The 17764-nt window shown below is 42.8% G+C and carries 15 protein-coding genes and 1 tRNA gene; 12 read left to right on the top strand and 4 right to left on the bottom strand.

Annotated elements, in window-relative coordinates:
• Positions 1-207 precede the first annotated feature (207 nt).
• Positions 208-281, bottom strand: a tRNA-Val gene (locus tag ACQ4LT_RS07095).
• Positions 282-531: 250 nt separating this feature from the next.
• Here ACQ4LT_RS07095 and ACQ4LT_RS07100 point away from each other — a divergent pair.
• From ACQ4LT_RS07100 to ACQ4LT_RS07115, 4 genes are all read left to right on the top strand, one after another.
• Entirely contained in the window at positions 532-1842 is a 1311-nt protein-coding gene (locus ACQ4LT_RS07100; RefSeq protein ID WP_445665334.1) for an acetyl-CoA C-acyltransferase, read from the top strand.
• A gap of 34 nt (positions 1843-1876) precedes the next feature.
• Positions 1877-4000 (top strand): 3-hydroxyacyl-CoA dehydrogenase NAD-binding domain-containing protein, encoded by a 2124-nt coding sequence (locus ACQ4LT_RS07105; RefSeq protein ID WP_445665335.1) that lies wholly within the window; start codon positions 1877-1879, stop codon positions 3998-4000.
• A gap of 164 nt (positions 4001-4164) precedes the next feature.
• Complete coding sequence (yajC, locus tag ACQ4LT_RS07110; RefSeq protein WP_095605846.1) at positions 4165-4473, top strand: preprotein translocase subunit YajC; 309 nt, start codon at positions 4165-4167, stop codon at positions 4471-4473.
• 21 nt (positions 4474-4494) lie between these two features.
• Positions 4495-5760, top strand: coding sequence for a bifunctional 3,4-dihydroxy-2-butanone-4-phosphate synthase/GTP cyclohydrolase II (locus ACQ4LT_RS07115; RefSeq protein ID WP_445665336.1), 1266 nt, complete (start codon positions 4495-4497; stop codon positions 5758-5760).
• A 53-nt stretch (positions 5761-5813) separates the two neighbouring features.
• Here ACQ4LT_RS07115 and ACQ4LT_RS07120 read toward each other — a convergent pair whose 3' ends face one another.
• Genes ACQ4LT_RS07120 through ileS form a run of 3 tightly spaced genes read right to left on the bottom strand, consistent with a single transcriptional unit; the run spans position 5814 to position 10006 of the window.
• Positions 5814-6401 carry a signal peptidase II gene (locus tag ACQ4LT_RS07120; RefSeq protein WP_445665337.1) on the bottom strand — a complete coding sequence of 196 codons (588 nt, stop codon included), beginning with the start codon at positions 6399-6401 and terminating at the stop codon, positions 5814-5816.
• 11 nt (positions 6402-6412) lie between these two features.
• Positions 6413-6820, bottom strand: coding sequence for a TraR/DksA family transcriptional regulator (locus tag ACQ4LT_RS07125; RefSeq protein WP_445665338.1), 408 nt, complete (start codon positions 6818-6820; stop codon positions 6413-6415).
• Between the two features lie 15 nt (positions 6821-6835).
• A complete protein-coding gene (gene ileS, locus ACQ4LT_RS07130) occupies positions 6836-10006 on the bottom strand; it encodes an isoleucine--tRNA ligase (protein ID WP_445665339.1) in 3171 nt (1056 codons plus the stop codon).
• Positions 10007-10315: 309 nt separating this feature from the next.
• Here ileS and ACQ4LT_RS07135 point away from each other — a divergent pair, with 309 nt between their 5' ends.
• From ACQ4LT_RS07135 to ACQ4LT_RS07170, 8 genes are all read left to right on the top strand, one after another.
• Entirely contained in the window at positions 10316-10828 is a 513-nt protein-coding gene (locus ACQ4LT_RS07135) for a low molecular weight protein-tyrosine-phosphatase (protein ID WP_445665340.1), read from the top strand.
• Complete coding sequence (locus ACQ4LT_RS07140; RefSeq protein WP_445665341.1) at positions 10825-11691, top strand: fructosamine kinase family protein; 867 nt, start codon at positions 10825-10827, stop codon at positions 11689-11691. The genes ACQ4LT_RS07135 and ACQ4LT_RS07140 overlap by 4 nt, the downstream gene beginning before the upstream one ends.
• 104 nt (positions 11692-11795) lie before the next feature.
• On the top strand, positions 11796-12443 hold the full coding sequence (locus ACQ4LT_RS07145) for an REP-associated tyrosine transposase (RefSeq protein WP_445665342.1): 648 nt from the start codon (positions 11796-11798) through the stop codon (positions 12441-12443).
• Positions 12444-12532: 89 nt separating this feature from the next.
• Positions 12533-13276, top strand: a complete 744-nt coding sequence (locus tag ACQ4LT_RS07150) for a helical backbone metal receptor (RefSeq protein WP_445665343.1) — start codon at positions 12533-12535, stop codon at positions 13274-13276.
• A gap of 62 nt (positions 13277-13338) precedes the next feature.
• Positions 13339-15066, top strand: a complete 1728-nt coding sequence (locus ACQ4LT_RS07155) for a tetratricopeptide repeat protein (protein ID WP_445665344.1) — start codon at positions 13339-13341, stop codon at positions 15064-15066.
• Positions 15063-15827: a DUF4292 domain-containing protein gene (locus ACQ4LT_RS07160; RefSeq protein ID WP_445665345.1), complete on the top strand. Its 765-nt coding sequence runs from the start codon at positions 15063-15065 to the stop codon at positions 15825-15827. Before ACQ4LT_RS07155 ends, ACQ4LT_RS07160 begins: the two co-directional genes overlap by 4 nt.
• Entirely contained in the window at positions 15824-17200 is a 1377-nt protein-coding gene (locus ACQ4LT_RS07165; protein ID WP_445665346.1) for a murein hydrolase activator EnvC family protein, read from the top strand. Before ACQ4LT_RS07160 ends, ACQ4LT_RS07165 begins: the two co-directional genes overlap by 4 nt.
• Before the next feature lie 94 nt (positions 17201-17294).
• Entirely contained in the window at positions 17295-17753 is a 459-nt protein-coding gene (locus tag ACQ4LT_RS07170) for a hypothetical protein (RefSeq protein ID WP_445665347.1), read from the top strand.
• The last annotated feature ends 11 nt before the right edge of the window (positions 17754-17764 follow it).

A 17764-nucleotide genomic window follows, 5' to 3' on the forward strand; every position in this document is an offset into this window, starting at 1 on the left:
AGAGGTACAATCCTTCCATTTCCGGTATTACAAAAAATGAAATAAGATGAATATTAATTACCTAACATACCTAATTAGGCTTAAAATTCAGTTTTTTTTAAGAGAGGGTATAAACACACAAACAATAGATCTGACACAAATATTTGTACCAATATCTATACCACAAATACTAAATCCCTGCAAGGCAATGACTTACAGGGATTGAAGTGGGCGATGCAGGATTCGAACCTGCGACTTCTTCCTTGTAAGGGAAGCACTCTAAACCGCTGAGTTAATCGCCCAAAAAAATCAATACATCAAATCGAGCAGTTTGCTCTCCAAAGCTTTATGTGCAAGAGAGTTAAGCACCCGTTTTTAGAGAGCACAAATATACGGATATTCTATTATCTCGCAAAACAATTTATTGAACCTTTGGCAGCAGAAAACTATAATTAGGTTAACAGTGTTAAGTTAATGCTTGACTTACGATTTTGATTCAACCATCTTAGTCGTAATCACATATTCGTTGGTTCTCATTTCAACATTTTTATTATGGCAGATCAACCACAAAATCACACACCTTTCGAAGCAGCAATCGTAGACGGCGGACGCATTCCGTTTCAGCGATCGGGTACCGGGTACAAAAAATTAATGTCTTACGATCTGGGTCGCATGGCTATTGAAGGACTTATCGGCCGCGCCCCAATCAATGGTGACGACCTTGATCGTGTCATCATGGGTACGGTTATTCAGGATGTGAATACCAGCAACGTGGCGCGGGAATCGGCACTGGGAGCCGGCATTCCCAACACCGTTCCGGCGCACACTGTAACACAAGCCTGTATTTCCTCAAACCAGGCCATCACCAGCGCCGTTGACCTTATTCGATCGGGGCAATCAAAAATTATCCTGGCCGGAGGGACGGAAACCATGAGCGATATTCCCATCCGATTCCGCAAAAAATTCCGGCAAAAACTGCTGGATGCCCGCAAGTATAAATCACTGAGCGATTTCCTGAAGTTTTTCAAGGGACTTCGTCCTTCACACCTGCTGCCCGAAATTCCGTCTATTTCAGAATTTTCTACCGGAGAAACGATGGGCGAAAGCTGTGACAAGATGGCAGCTCGATTTGGTATCAGTCGCCAAGCTCAAGACGAATATGCACTTCGCTCCCACGAGCTGGCGGCCAAAGCAACAAACGAAGGTTGGCTTGATGATGAACTGCTACCGGCAGCAGTACCTCCCGATTTCGATTCCATACAACATGATAACACCTTCCGCGAGGATACTTCAATGGAGAAACTAAAGAAATTATCTCCCGCATTTATCAAACCGCATGGTACCATTACGGCCGGGAATTCATCGGCCTTTACCGACGGAGCTTCGGCTTCTATCATCATGGAAAAACAGGAGGCTTTGAATCGCGGACTAAAACCCAAAGCTATTCTTAAAGCTTATACCTATGTGGCCCAAGATCCGGAAGACGAACTTCTGCTTGGTCCCGCTTATGCCACACCCCAAGTCTTAGATATGATCGGACTGGAGCTTTCGGATATCGACGTTTTTGAATTCCACGAGGCTTTTGCAGGACAGATTTTAACCGTACTCAAAGCCCTCAATTCAGATACATTTGCCAAAGAGAATCTGGATCGCGATAAAAAGGTTGGTGACATCCCGATGGAAAAGTTTAACTGCTGGGGCGGCTCACTTTCACTGGGTCATCCATTTGGTGCTACGGGCACGCGACTGGTAACAACGGCAGCCAATCGACTGCATCACGAGGACGGCGAACTTGCACTTGTTGCCGCTTGTGCGGCCGGTGGACAGGGGCACGCGATCATCCTCGAACGTTTCGACGGTTAACATCAAGACTTTTTAATTACTCAGATATAATATTATGAGCTATCTAAGCACAGAAATTCGAGACAATATTTTAGTTGTAACGCTGGATCAACCCGATTCTAAAGTAAACAAGCTTACTGAAGAGTTGATTTCAGAAGTTAAAGATCTGCTCGAAAATACGAATCCCGATGATATCGATGGCATCGTGATGATCAGCGGTAAGAAGAATAATTTTATTGCCGGCGCTGATGTGGAAATGCTAAAAAACAAAAAAGCACCCGGGGAAATTGAGGATTTAAGTCAGCGTGGAAATCGGCTGCTTCTTCAGCTCGAAAACTATCCCAAACCGGTAGTTGCTGCTATTCACGGATCGTGTCTCGGCGGTGGCTTGGAAGTGGCCATGGCTTGTAATTATCGAGTGGCCTCAAAGCACTCTGATACAGTAATGGGTCAGCCCGAAGTGCAATTGGGACTTCTGCCGGGCGGTGGAGGAACCCAGCGGCTCCCCCGCCTGATTGGCATACAAAATGCGCTTACCTATATGCTTACGGGCAAAAATATTTATCCGCGCAAGGCCTATAAATTGGGACTGGTAGATGAACTTACCCATCGCGATGCGGTACTTACAGCAGCTAAAAAAGCGGTTGTGAAAATCAATAGTGGAAAGTTTGAGCGTGAGGATAAGCGCAGCCTTGTCCACCAACTGATGGAGGGTATGAGTCCGCTTCGCAAGATCATTTATTCGCAAGCACGCAAACGGGCAAAATCAGAAAGTAAGGGTAACTATCCCGCTCCCGAAAAAATTATTGACTGCATACAGGAGGGATACGAAAATGGCATGCAGGCAGGATTAAAACTGGAGTCCGAAAACTTTGGGAAACTGGCGGCCACTCCCGAATCAGAAGCAATGGTCAGCCTATTCTTCGCGATGCAGAGTGCCAAGAAAAATCCCAATGAAGAAAAGGCAAAAGAGATCCAAAAAATTGGTGTGCTCGGAGCCGGACTGATGGGATCCGGAATTGCGGATGTGAGTGCCAACAACGAATATCGTGTGTTATTAAAAGACCAAGAGGTAGAACAGGCGGCAAAAGGCAAAAAATCGATCTGGGATAATCTCGACAAGAAGCGAAAGAAACGAATTATCTCTGAATTTGAACGCGATCGTATTGCAAGTCATGTTACCCCTACGGACAGCTACGACGGATTTGAAAATGTGGGACTCGTAATTGAGGCCGTATTTGAAGATCTGGACCTCAAGCAATCCATCATCAAAGAAGTAGAAGAGGTCGCTCCCGACGATTATATCTTTGCTTCGAACACTTCTTCCCTGCCAATCACTAAAATTGCCGAAGCATCGCGCCGTCCGGAGCAGGTGGTTGGAATGCACTACTTTTCGCCAGTGCCTAAAATGCCACTGCTCGAAATTATTACTACCGATCAAACAGCCGACTGGGTTACGGCTACTGCCCGAGAAGTGGGCATACAACAGGGCAAACATGTAATAGTCGTTAACGATGGCCCAGGTTTTTATACGACCCGTATTTTGGCTCCTTTTATGAATGAGGCCCTCATGCTGCTTGAGGAGGGAATATCCATTAAAGAGCTGGACAAACATATGAAACAGTTTGGGTTTCCCGTTGGACCTGCGGCCTTGTTTGATGAGGTGGGCATCGACGTAGCCGCTCATATCACCGAAGTGCTGAGCAATCTTTTTGCCGAGCGCGGTGTTCATCCCAGCAAAAAACCGACGGAGCTATTTGAAGACGGTTATAAGGGCAAAAAGAATAAAAAAGGCTTTTATAAGTACGAGCGGAAAAATGGTAAAACAAAGAAAACCGATCCCAACAAAGATATTTACCAATACTTTGACGGAAGTGGTAGCAAATCCATGGATAGGGAAACAGTACAGCAGCGCATGACGCTAACAATGGTGAACGAAGCGGCTTGGTGCCTGCAAGAAGATATCTTGCGTAATCCTACAGATGGAGACCTGGGGGCTGTTCTCGGTCTCGGATTTCCTCCCTTTCTGGGCGGGCCATTCCGATATATCGACCGAGAAGGACCTAATACGATCCTTGAACGATTGGAAGAATTTGAACAAGAACATGGTCCGCGATTTACTCCGGCCGATATCCTGAAAGAGTATGCTAAAGATGGCAAGAAATTCCATCAGGAATAGCATCTATATAGCAACCAGATGGAAATAAAATGATGGTTTTAATTTATCACACTCTATTAAGTGTATAAGATTTAAGCTATTCCCCAAAATTGGAGCAAGCCGCCAAAAATACTATCTTTGTACACTCTTTTAAATACGTTGATAGTAATTAAATAAGTTATTTCATGTTAAATATCGCACTATTATTAATGGGATCTCCCGACGGCGGAGGAGGCTGGTCAAGTCTCATCTTTTTGGGAGCTATTTTTGCCATCTTTTACTTCTTTATCATCCGACCACAAACGAAGCGGCAGAAAGAGCTTCAAGAAATGGTAGACAATATTGAAAAAGGAGATAAAATTGTGACTTCCGGTGGAATGATTGCCAAGGTAACTACTGTTGATGAAGATACCGTACTGGCTGAAATTGATAAAGGTGTTAAAGCACGGTTTAAGAAAAGCTCCATTTCGGATGTAAACCCCAATCAAGACTAATTAAGTCTCCAGAATTACATTATGGGCGCAGATATCAACTTCGATAGTATAGAAGACGCTATCGAAGATATTAAAGAAGGTCGCATGGTCATTGTAGCCGACGACGAAGATCGCGAAAACGAAGGCGATTTTGTCATGGCTGCAGAAAAGGTAACGCCCGAAGCTATTAATCTTATGGCCAAATATGGCCGTGGCCTTATCTGTGTGCCTATTACACGCGAAAAAGCGTATTCCCTCAATCTCGATTATATGGTCACTGAGGGCGCAGATCCTGACGAGGCCGCTTTTACGGTTTCTGTCGATCACAAAGAGCTTACCACTACCGGGATTTCTGCCAGTGATCGCGCCAACACTATTAAAGAGATGATCAAAAAAGATGCGGCCCCCGGTGATTTTCGACGTCCGGGTCATATATTTCCGCTCATTGGCACCGAAGGGGGCGTTTTGCGTCGCGCCGGGCACACCGAGGCAGCTATCGATTTGGCTCGACTTGCAGACCTGCAACCTGCAGGTATCATCTGCGAAATCATGAAAGATAACGGGGCCATGGCGCGACTGCCTGACCTGGTCGAAATTGCTGATAAGTTCGATATGAAATTAATCAGCATCAAAGATCTGATCTCCTATCGCATGCAAAATGAGTCGCTGGTGCGCAAAGTGGTAGATGTGAATCTCCCCACTATTTACGGAGATTTTCAGCTTCATGCCTTTCAAGAACGTCTTACCGGTAATCATCACTTGGCACTGGTCAAGGGAGAATGGAATGAAGATGATCCGGTATTAGTACGCGTTCATTCTTCTTGTATGACTGGCGATATTTTTGGATCCAAGCGCTGTGATTGCGGGGAGCAACTCCATCAGGCACTGCTTCAGGTCGAAGAAGAGGGTAGCGGCGTTGTGTTATATATGAATCAGGAAGGCCGTGGTATTGGGTTAGTAAACAAGCTTAAAGCATATAAACTGCAAGAAGAGGGATTGGATACGGTTGAAGCCAATGAAGCCCTTGGCTTTGAACCTGATGCCCGCGACTACGGTGTGGGGGCACAGATCCTGCGCAATCTTGACATTTCAAAAATGCGCCTTATGACGAATAATCCCGTTAAGCGCGTAGGTCTAAAAAGTTTTGGGCTCGAAATGGTCGAACGCGTACCTATCGAAGTAGGCGCTTATCCCGAAAACGTAAAATACCTAAAAACTAAGCGCGACAAGATGGGGCACGATCTAAAACTCGATGAGTTGGATCCCCACAGCCCCAACTTTATAGACAGCATTGTCACGGAGGAATAGTATTTAGCTGACTTATCCGAACCCCCTTAACATCTCTCCTTTTTTCTCCAAAACTATCTTTCCACAGAACGCTGAATGTCGGCTGTTCTTTCTTCGTTTACCTGATCTTGTTGTTCGGTTCCCGACAAATTTTGAGGGACAATGCGTTTATGGAACACCAGCATAGCGATAATAGCGGTACTGATGGCAACATCTGCTACATTAAAGATGTACGGGAATACGGGATATCCGCTAATCCTTAAATTGAAATGAATAAAGTCGATAACATGCCCCTCAAGCAAGCCGCCATAGGATTCGACATACCCCATAATAAGACGATCGATGATATTACCTATGGCACCGCCAATTATCAATCCCATACAAACAAGATATCCTGCGGTAGCGTCCTCCCGATTATACAGCACGTACGAAAGAATAGCGATAGTGGCTAAAATAGCAATGCCGCTGATCACTTCCGTCGAAGCCCAACGCATTCCCAAAGCCATACCCGGATTCTGGGTATAATTAAACGTAAGCCATCCCGGAATAAGATCAGCATAATGCCACTGGGGATTAAGACGAATCCAATGCTTGCTAAGCTGATCCAACAAAATGACGATCAGTGCCGGAGCTGACAGGGCTGTTATTTTGTTTCTATCCAACTGAAAGAAAATTATTTACGCTTGAGTTTTGCATCAATGCTAAGCTGGGTATGGGGCACCGCTTCAAGTCTGCCCTTGGAAATTTTCTTACCCGTTACTTTGCAAACACCGTAGGTCTTATTTTCGATCCGTTGTAAAGCGTCATCCAGATAACGAATAAATTTCTTCGTTCTGTTAAAAAGCATATACGTTTTTTCACGCTCCTGGGCATCCGTACCGGCATCAGCCATATGGAACGAATATGCCGACTCATCGCTGGCATTTTCCATGCTATCACGCAAGGTATTTTGGAGTGATTCAAGCTCTCGCTTAGCCTCTTCACGTTTTTTTAAGATAATCTCTTTGAAATATTCTAACTCCTCATCAGAATAAGGAGAAACGCGCTCCGTATCTTTATTTTCATTTTTTGATGATGCCATAATTAGCTCACTTTCTTAATTAGGGTTTCTTCTAATAGAAATGGTTGATTCACTATCGCCAATCTCCCAACTTTTCACGAAATCCGACACTTCTAATTTTTCGGATGAAATCTTTTCTGCCAGAGTTTCGCTTTTAATATAATCTTTCATCGCTGTTACCGCTTCTTCAAGTTCTTCAGAACCGTCAAAACCTATAATAATACGATCTTCTACATCAAAATCTGCCTCTTTACGCATATTCTGGATGCGATTGACAAATTCTCGAGCCAATCCTTCTTGAATAAGATCTTCAGTCAACTCGGTATCAAGAGCTACACTTAATCCTTTTTCGGTTTCAACCGACCAGCCTTCCAGGCCGGTACGAATAATCTCGAGGCTATCTTCACCAAGCTGTACAATACCCTGTTCCCCCAGATCCAACTCTATAGATCCGGTTTCCTCATATTCAGTAATCTCTTCGGTAGTCAAATCGGCCACTTTTGATGCTACAGGCTTCATTTTACTACCTAACTTACTGCCAAGCTTGGGGTAATTAGGTTTCGCCGACTTATGTACAATTCCGGAATCATCATCCACAAACTGTACTTCCTTAACATTTACCTCGTCCAATATAATTTCCTTGACCGATTCAATGGCCTGTCGGTCTTCCTCTTTATCGATTGGTAGAATAATGCGTGAAAGTGGCTGACGAACATTAAGCTCCAGCTTGTTGCGCAAGCTCAAGACCATGGATGAAATATGTCGTGCCAGCTCCATACGGTGCTCAAGCTGCTTGTCAATTGCTGTTTCTTCTACCGTCGGATAAAATGAAATATGTACCGACTCTTCATCCGCCTCGGTTACTTCATTCAACCGTTGATACAACCATTCTCCCAAAAACGGAGCAATTGGACTAATCAATTTAGCCAAATCTACCAGACATTCATATAATGTTTGGTAGGCGGCTTGCTTATCAAGACTCTTGCCTTCTTTCCAGAATCGGCGTCGATTACGGCGCACATACCAGTTACTAAGCTCATCTACAAAGTGCTCGATAGTACGCGCTGTTTTGGTAGGCTCGTAATCATCCAAGTGCTCATCTACCAGCTTTACAGTTGTATTCATGCGGGAAATGATCCATCGATCCATCTCCACGCGATCGCTAACCGGTATTTGTGAGCCAGAATATGTAAACCCATCGATATTGGCATACATTGCAAAGAACGAGTACGTATTTACGATGGTGTTGAAGAATTTACGCTGTGTCTCCTGCAATCCTTCTTCACTGAATCGCAGATTTTCCCACGGCGATGAATTGCTCATCATATACCAACGCACCGTATCGGCACCGTACTCCTGAATAACTTCAAAGGGCTCTACGGTATTACCTTTGGATTTACTCATCTTATTGCCATTCTCATCCAACACGAGCCCGTTGGATACTACATTCTTGTAGGCCGGCTGATCAAAAAGCATTGTTCCCAGCGCGTGGAGCGTATAGAACCATCCGCGCGTCTGATCAACACCTTCAGCAATAAAGTCAGCAGGAAAGTTTTCCTTAAACTTATCTTTGTTTTCAAACGGATAGTGCCATTGTGCAAACGGCATCGATCCGGAATCAAACCAGACATCCATCAGATCGGGGATACGTCGCATCGTTCCACCATCGGGTCCTTCCCACGTAATATCATCAATATGAGGACGGTGAAGGTCGAGCTCTTCATCGTCGGGCAAACCGGCTTTTTTCTTAAGCTCTTCGACGCTTCCCACCACTTCCACATGCTCAGGATTTTTATCGCTTACCCAAAGCGGAATCGGCGTTCCCCAGTAGCGCTGACGCGAAACCGCCCAATCCACATTATTTTCAAGCCAGGTTCCAAAACGTCCGCTTCCTGTACTTGGCGGCTTCCAGTTAATTTTCTTGTTGAAGTCCACCATCTTGTCTTTCACATCCGTAGTGCGGATAAACCAAGACTCCACAGGATATGACATCAGCGGCGTGCCTTTGCGCCAGTCGTGCGGATAATTGTGTAGATACGTTTCATGCTTATACATCAAGTACTTATCCTTGATTGCACGAGAAATTTCCTTATCGGCATCCTTAAACCATTCGCCTTCAAAGTCGGGCACCTGCTCCGTAAACCGCCCCTCTTTGTCGATGGGATTAAACATCGGGATATCATTCTCCTGGCCGGTCTCATAGTCATCAGCACCAAAAGCAGGCGCAATGTGTACAACACCCGTTCCCTCTTCAGTCGTCACATAATCAGCAGGAACAACGCGCCATGCCTCCTCTTTATCAAACTCTTCTAACGCATAATCAAATACCGGCTCATAGGTCCAGTCAACAAGCTCTTCACCTTTATACTCTTCTACAATTTCGTAATCGTGATCGATAACCTCATCAATGCACTCCTTGGCCATAATGTAATATTCGGTGCGATCACCTTCAGAAAGCTCGATCTTAGCATAATCCAGTCCGGGATTTACAGCCAATCCCATATTTGAAACGATGGTCCATGGTGTAGTTGTCCAGGCTAAAAAGTAGACATCCTCGGCCATCTCAACTTTAAACTTTACAAAAATGGAAGGGTCCTGAACTTCCTCGTAGCCCTGAGCAACTTCGTGTGATGATAATACCGTTCCACTGCCCGGTGAATACCACTGAATTTTATATCCCTTGTAAACCAGACCTTTTTCGTGCAGCGTCTTAAACGCCCACCAAACAGATTCAATATAATCGTTATCAAAGGTGATATAGGGATCATCCAGATCAACCCAGTATGCCATACGGGTTGTAAGCTTATCCCAAAGATCTTTGTATTTGAGGACACTGTTTCGGCACTTCTCGTTGTATTCAGCAATGCCGTACGCCTCTACCTGTTCTCGTCCCTCAAGGTCAAGCTCTTTCTCTACCTCGATTTCAACGGGTAAGCCATGGGTATCCCATCCGGCTTTCCGATCAACTCGGAACCCTTTCAAGGTTTTATATCGGCAGAACATATCCTTAACCGTACGTGCCAACACGTGGTGAATGCCCGGCTTACCGTTTGCCGTGGGCGGTCCCTCATAAAAGGTGAAGGGAATCCCATCTTCGCGGGTAGAAACACTTTTCTCAAAAATATCATGCTCCTTCCACCACTTAAGGGTCTCAACTTCAAGTTTTGAAAAATTTAGTCTTTTGACTTCATCAAATTGTTTACTCATATAGGCCGTTATACCTTCTCTATTGGCTTTTGCAAAGCTGTTAATATAAGGGTTTTCTATACCTTACAGTAGCTTATTATTTTTAATAAATTTTTATCAAAATAAATGAACCCCAAAGATACAAGTCTTAACTCATCAATTCACATTATGAGGCGTATTTTACATTATCAGCGACCTATAAAAAGCATTGCGACAACAATTTGCAAATTAGAATTGTGGCAAATCTTTAGGCTATACTTTATTGTCTTTAGCCGTTATTTTAAGTGCTAAAATATTTAGAACTGATCTTAAATAAACTGCCTTTATTCTATGGATATACCCGTAAATGGTCCTGTAACCCAAAAAAATCACTATAAAATCTGTTTTGTATGCCTTGGTAATATTTGCCGAAGCCCAACCGCTGAAGGTATATTCCAACACCTAATTAACAAGCACGACCTTGAAAATTATTTTGAAATCGATTCAGCGGGTACCTCTGCCTATCATGTAGGAGAATCTGCGAATAGTAAAAGTCAGCGCACAGCCCAAAAACATGGCATTACACTCCATTCAAAAGCACGCCAATTTGATGCTTCTGATCTGGACTATTATGATCTGATTTTGGCTATGGACAATGAAAACCTGAAAAATGTGCGTCAGATGGCTAATGGAAACCATGAGCACAAAATAGGTCTTATGCGTGATTTTGATCCCAATCCCGGCGACGGTGAGATCCCTGATCCTTATTATGGCGGACCAGAAGGCTTTGAAAATGTATTTCAGATTGTAAAACGAAGTTGCGAAAACTTGCTTGACGAACTTGAAAAGCATGTCCAAAAATGATTCCAAATTCTGTCAAACAACAAATTCAACAAACGGTAGATCAGCTTATAACATCCACTCAGCAAGTTTCGGGTGGAAGTATCAATCAAGCAGCAAAAATTACGCTGGCTGATGGAACCACCTGCTTTTTAAAATGGAACACGTCGGCTGACCCACATATGTTTGTGGTCGAGGAGAAAGGACTTGATCTACTCAAGTCAGCAGATACCACACTTCGTATTCCATTTGTTTTTACAACCGGACAAACAGAAGATAACACGGGTTTCTTGCTACAGAAATTTATACCCGAAGGCCGTTCAAAACCAAATTCGGCCAGTGAGTTTGGACAGGCCCTGGCTCAGCTTCACAAGCATCATAATGAAACCTATGGGCTGGATCACGATAATTTTATTGGCCGACTTCCACAATCTAACACTCCTCACAAAAACTGGGTTGACTTCTTTATCCAAGAACGCATGAAACCTCAGCTCCAAATGGCTACCGACAGTGGCAAGTTAGGATCTGATACGGTTTCCCACTTTGAAAATATGTATAAAAAACTACCTGATATTTTTCCGAATGAGCCTCCCAGCCTATTGCATGGTGATCTCTGGGGCGGCAATTACTTTTTTGATCAGAATGGGAATGCCACTATTTACGATCCGGCAGTATATTACGGTCACCGCGAAATCGAGTTGGCATTTACGCATTTGTTCGGAGGATTTCCAAGTAATTTTTACAGTGCCTATGAGGAGAACTATCCACTGTCATCCGGCTTTTCGCAGCGCAAGGATATCTACAACCTATACCCTCTACTGGTACATACTAATTTATTTGGAGGAAGCTATGCCCGACAAGTAGAGGGCATTGTTCGTCAATTTTAACTACCATGTAGATCGGACAGCTTGTCCGATCACCAATAATTAAAACCACCTCGGGGTGGCTCTCTGAACTACATCATTTTAACATCAAGAGAGAACAAGCTACTATGTATTACCACAGAAACCTACCGCACTGGCAACCGGACTATGCTGAATTTTTTATTACTTTTAGATTATATAATTCTTTACCAGTTTCCGCTATTCGGCGTATCAAAAAACAGAAGAACCTTATAGAAAAGAAATTAAAAAACAGATCTATTGCCAATGATAGCTCGGACAAGCTGTCCGAGCTACGTAAATACCATCAAACAATTTTTAAAAAATATGAGGATCAATTAGATCAAGCTAAAACTGGCCCAACTTGGTTAGTTAATAAAAAAATTGCTGAAATAGTTTGTGAAGCAATTCACTTTCGAGATAATTCAATTTATGATCTTTATGCCTATTGCATCATGCCGAACCATGTACATCTTGTTTTAAAAATGCTTCAAACAAATAACAATAGCGAGATTCCCGCACTGACAAAAGTTCTTCAAAAATTAAAATCTTATACAGCACTAAGGTGTAATAGGATATTAAACAGAAAAGGTCAATTTTGGCAACACGAAAGCTTCGACCGAGTAATACGTAATCAAAAAGAATTAGAATCTACAATACGTTATGTTTTAAACAATCCTGTAAAAGCCAACTTTGTTGATACATGGACGGATTGGCCTTACAATTTTCTTAAAACTGAATTCAAGAACGATTTTTAAATTTTCGTAGATCGGACAGCTTGTCCGATCATAAGTAAATAGTATTTTGTTCTCGAAACGTAATTTCTGGAAATAATAATTATCTAAACATGGCTACAACTCCACAACGCATTATCAGCCTTGTTCCAAGCCTTACGGAACTGGTAATTGACCTTGGAATGCAGGAGTACTTAGTGGGAAGAACCCGGTTCTGCGTACATCCCAAAGAACAAGTAGAAGAGATTCCCATTATAGGGGGAACAAAAAATCCACGTTTGGATAAAATTCGAGACCTTGAGCCCGACTATATCATCGCCAATAAAGAGGAGAATCGTCCCGAAGATATTAAGGCTCTACAGGAAGAATTTGAGGTTAACGTTACTCAGATTGCCACTATCGAAGATGCGCTGATCACTATTCATGAGCTGGGCAAAAAGTTCAACACTTCAGAGAAAGCAGAAAACCTGATCAGTAATATCCAAAAAGTACTCGAAGATCGTCCCCAGGTTCCCAAACTAAATACCGCTTACCTCATATGGAAAGACCCCTGGATGACGGTAGGGCGGGACACCTATATCCATGATATTATGAATCACTGGAAGCTGCCCAATGTGTTTGCAGATAAAAAACGATATCCTAAAATAGGTCTGGATGATCTCAAAAGTCAAAACCCTGATCTTATTTTACTGAGTAGCGAACCCTATCCCTTTAAGGAAAAACATATGGCACAAATCGAGGAAGCGTGTCCCGCAACCCGGGTGCTCCTGGTAGAGGGAGAATGGTTTAGCTGGTATGGATCGCGCATGGAACATGCTTTTAAACGTTTAAATGGCTGGCGAAAAACCATTGCGTAAAAAGAGTTGCCAACTGCCGGTTGCAAATTGTTATACTATCGGGTAGTTAATCGTTGGTTTTTATGAATACTATTTTATCACATAACCGGGTTGCATCCGTATACATTTTCATCGTTTTGCTATGTATTATTGCTGCATCTTCGGTTTCCGCACAAAACCAAACTATCGAAGAACAAGAATATATTGCAGCACAAACTGCTTATATTGGTGGGTTAGCTGCTTTTGAGAATAATAATTATGAAGAAGCAATCAGCCTTTTAAACAAGGCCTACGTGAAACTGCCTGATCATCCCGGAATTAACTTTGCATTAGCCGATGCCTACCTGCAGATAAATGATTTTGAAAATGCTGAATACTACAGCAAACAGGCTCAAACTCTCAATCCTGAAAACAAATGGTACCATCTTCAACTTGTTGAAATTTACAAAGCCATCGGCAATAATGAGGCTGCAGCCAAGGAACTGCGAAATGCCTTAACCTATCATCCTAAAGATATCGACATTCTTTATGATCTTGCCCAAATCTATACCAAATTAGGCAAATTGAAACAGTCGAACACAATTTATAATAAACTACTTCAGCTAAAGGGAGAAATGAGTTCCCTTCGGGTTGAAAAACTTAAAAATTTCAATAAGCTAAATAGGAAAGATTCAGCTATTGTTGAACTGGAGAAAATCCGTTCGATGGATCCAGGAAATCTCTCTACGCTCCACCTGTTGAGCAATTACTATTTGCAACTGAACAAACCAGACGAAGCTCATAGCGTCATTGAAAATGCCCTTCAGATTAACAGCAAGAATCCCAAATCTCGAATAATCCTTGCCGATATTTACCTGGCACAAGCCAAATGGGATAGCGCAGAAAAAACGCTGGGGGTTCTTATAGATGACTCAACAATTGGCCACAAAACAAAGGAAGAGGTTGCGAATTTTATCTATAGCAAATACAAAAATAATCCTTCAAATTCTGCGATTCAGCAAACGGCGAATAACATTTTCAAAAAGCTTATCCACATTGCTCCAAAATCTGGCAAGGCTTATGCATTAGCAGCAGATTTCTTTTTAAACACCGACCAGACTCAATACGCTCTCCGTGCCCTTGCCCGAGCAACAGAACTTAATCCCACAAACGATTCCGCCTGGCAAAAACGACTGCAACTCCTGCTTAAGCAACGTCGATTTGACGAAGTTATCGAAGCCGGCAAACAGGCGATCCAAAAAATTCCCCAAGATCCCATCCTGCTATATATTCTCGGTAACGCCTATCTATCTTCCCAACAGTACCATAGCGCCGAACAGCATCTCAAAGAAGCATCTGCGCTTCCCGCACGGCGACCGCTAAAAGCCAATATTTTTGGCTCTCTGGCCGATACTTATGCCGGACAGAATAACTGGAGTCTTGCTTTTAAAAATTATCAGGAAGCTATAGATCTGGATACCCAAAACCCTGTTATTTACAATAATTATGCCTATTACCTTTCCCAGCAAGGCAAACAACTTTCCAAAGCAGAAGAACTGGCGCTTCGAGCTTTAGAATTTTCTCCAAACAATACTTCGTTTCTGGATACCGTTGGATGGATATACTACAAACAGGGGCAGTTGCAAAAAGCCCAAAAATATATTCAACAAGCTATTGATTCCGGTGACCCCAGTGCCGAGACACTGGAACATATGGGCGATATTTTACTTAAACTTGATAAGCCAGACGAGGCTAAAAAGTGGTGGCAAAAAGCACTCAACAAGGATTCTACAAGAACTCATCTCAAAGAAAAAATATCGGACGAAACGTGAATCCACGCCAACATATATTACATTACTTTTTATTGGGATGTTTATGCCTGGTGATGATTTCCTGTTCGAGTTCCCAAAAACTTGTTGACGATAATTTTAATCCATCCCAAGAAAATCTATCTCAAACCGTTAACCAACTGCCCGATTACAGTGATACCTTGCAATCCGTTGAAGGCAAAGGTCGAGCCATTGTAAGCGAGCCTGGTAATACCGAGCGCGTCACTATCCGTTTTGCCAGTAACCAGCAAAAAAGCCTGGTAACCATTCGCAATGGTTTGGGCATTGAGGGGGGGCAATTGCTCACCGATGGCGATACGCTTCTCATCTATAATAAAGTAGAAAAATATGCTCGAAAAGTAGCGATAAAGGGTGCAAGTCTGAATCGCATAAACAGACTGGCCTCACTCAATATTCTGGACATGCTAAATTATTCAGTCAAAGAAGAAGATGTTGACCAATTCTTGGAAAATGAAACCCTTTACCAGCTACAGTTAAAAACAGATACCAAAGTTTTTATTGATAAAAGTTCGCATACTATACGGCAGATCGTACAACCTGCATCAACCAATCTGCCCTATTCAAAAATTAAATATGATGCTTATACTTCAATGGAGGGATTCACCCTTCCGCGCAGAATTAGTATATTCGGACCTGAAGGTAAATCAAAAATTGCCTTACAGTTAATAGCATTAGAACTAAATCCTACGCTCGACGCGCTAATAATTGAGTTACCAGACGATATTCCTATTTATCACGAATGAAAAAAATATATAGTCTCATAGCGATTATCACCTGCTTGTTGGTGGCTCCTGACCTCCTTTACGGTCAGACTGCTATCATGAAGGAGTTCAACGAGTTGCGTAACAATATCGTTGAGAAGCAGAAAAATACGCGCGCCGAAATTGAACGTCTGAATAAAAAGATTAATGAGTTCGAACAGCGGCTGCAGCAAGCTGAAGAAAAGTACGAAGCCCTATATGAAAAGTATCAAAACTTAAAACAGCTTATTGCCCTTCAGGATGAGAAAATATCTCAGCTGCAGCAGGAGCAATCCCAGATCCAAGAAGAGATTGCTATTACAACAGAGTCGCTGAATGCCAAACGGGCTGAATTAGAACGCCTGATTGAGAACTATAAACAAACATTGAGTTACCTATATAAGCAGGGCCGTACCTCACAACTGGCACTTGTTTTTTCGGCCTCCTCTATCAATCAAATGCTGATACGCTCCTTCTATCTTGAAAAATTCAATGACTATCGTGAACAGCAGGCTCAGGAAATTCGCCAAGCCGAAAAGGAACTTGAGCAAACTAAAAAGCAGCTGGTTAAAGCCCAAGAAAAAAATGAGGCAGTATTAAAAGAAATTAGAAACGAGAAACAAAAGCTGGCTGAAAAGAAAGAACAACAGGAAAAAAATGTAGCACTGCTACGAGAAAACCGAGAAGAAATCAATAAAAAACTGAAAGAAGTTCAGCAGCAAAAAGATAATCTTGATAACACCCTGACTGATCTCATTCGTCGTGAAGAAGAAATACGAAAAGCCCGGGAACAAAAGCTTCGTCAGTTAGAAGCAGAACGACAGAAAAAACTGGCCGCTGCCAAAAAAATTGAGGATGACACCAAACGTGCGGCCGAAGTTGAAAAATATTCGGAGCCTATTAAACTCGATAATTTTCTGGACTCCAATAAAATGGAAGAAATCGAAAACCGATTTTCATCAAATAAAGGGAAGCTCCCCTGGCCGGTCGACAGCAGAACTATCGCCGAACATTTTGGCAACAAGGTGCATCCCGTCTATGGAACAAAAACTCCAAACCTTGGGATTGAAATTGTGGCAGATGCACAAGCTTCAGTCAAAGCAGTACATGATGGATACGTGATGAATATTCGCCCTGTTCCCGGCTATGGGGATGTCGTCATTATTAAACACGGGCGCTTTATCACCGCTTATGGCAACCTAAGTGAGATTTTAGTGCGTAAAAACGAAGTATTGAATCAGGGTGATATTCTGGGACTTTCGGGCGATGAGGATTCTCCGAAAGGTGAGAGTCTATTTTTTCTTATACGCGAGAACGACAAAAACCTGGATCCGGAAAATTGGTTACAAAGGGAACCCATATCCGGCAACTACTGATTAGCTTCCCCCTCTTTTTGTTGGTATTTTAGAATCACTTAATTTCTATTTCAGTTTATCTTTCCCTCAAATAACCTATAATCAAGTTTATTTCATGACCAATTGGCAACGAACTTTTGCATTTGTTAGCGGCGCTTTTGTGTTCGGATTACTGTTCATTATCATATCAAACAGTTTTATCCAATATGTCGCCCACGAAGGCACTACCGGCTATCTATTTCTATTCGGCTTTGGATTGGTATTTCTAAACCTAAACTTTGGAATCAGTCGCAGATTTGCTATTAAAGCTCTGAATGCGAGCGGAGTCGCCTATACAATGGCATTTCTTACTATCCTGCCGACCATTTTCTGGGTCTATACCAAAGATGTGGGGCTGGCAGAACTGCACTTGGTATTTGTCCTCACCGTTATTTTTTCAGCCTTTTTAGGTACCTACTACGGCTTGCGACGTGGGGCTATCAAACGTCAGCGGTATATTCAGCGCCTTCAGGATGAAAAAGAAGATATTCCCGACTCGCTAAAGCGTCCGCACGACGATCTGAGCAACAATTAGTACAGAACCTA

It is taken from the genome of Fodinibius sp. AD559, assembly GCF_052712805.1.

Bases quoted from the DNA above. Each gene is read 5' to 3' on its own strand.
- ACQ4LT_RS07100 (WP_445665334.1), top strand. From the start codon at position 532: ATGGCAGATCAACCACAAAATCACACACCTTTCGAAGCAGCAATCGTA.
- ACQ4LT_RS07105 (WP_445665335.1), top strand. From the start codon at position 1,877: ATGAGCTATCTAAGCACAGAAATTCGAGACAATATTTTAGTTGTAACG.
- yajC (WP_095605846.1), top strand. From the start codon at position 4,165: ATGTTAAATATCGCACTATTATTAATGGGATCTCCCGACGGCGGAGGA.
- ACQ4LT_RS07115 (WP_445665336.1), top strand. From the start codon at position 4,495: ATGGGCGCAGATATCAACTTCGATAGTATAGAAGACGCTATCGAAGAT.
- ACQ4LT_RS07125 (WP_445665338.1), bottom strand. From the start codon at position 6,820: ATGGCATCATCAAAAAATGAAAATAAAGATACGGAGCGCGTTTCTCCT.
- ileS (WP_445665339.1), bottom strand. From the start codon at position 10,006: ATGAGTAAACAATTTGATGAAGTCAAAAGACTAAATTTTTCAAAACTT.
- ACQ4LT_RS07135 (WP_445665340.1), top strand. From the start codon at position 10,316: ATGGATATACCCGTAAATGGTCCTGTAACCCAAAAAAATCACTATAAA.
- ACQ4LT_RS07140 (WP_445665341.1), top strand. From the start codon at position 10,825: ATGATTCCAAATTCTGTCAAACAACAAATTCAACAAACGGTAGATCAG.
- ACQ4LT_RS07145 (WP_445665342.1), top strand. From the start codon at position 11,796: ATGTATTACCACAGAAACCTACCGCACTGGCAACCGGACTATGCTGAA.
- ACQ4LT_RS07150 (WP_445665343.1), top strand. From the start codon at position 12,533: ATGGCTACAACTCCACAACGCATTATCAGCCTTGTTCCAAGCCTTACG.
- ACQ4LT_RS07155 (WP_445665344.1), top strand. From the start codon at position 13,339: ATGAATACTATTTTATCACATAACCGGGTTGCATCCGTATACATTTTC.
- ACQ4LT_RS07165 (WP_445665346.1), top strand. From the start codon at position 15,824: ATGAAAAAAATATATAGTCTCATAGCGATTATCACCTGCTTGTTGGTG.
- ACQ4LT_RS07170 (WP_445665347.1), top strand. From the start codon at position 17,295: ATGACCAATTGGCAACGAACTTTTGCATTTGTTAGCGGCGCTTTTGTG.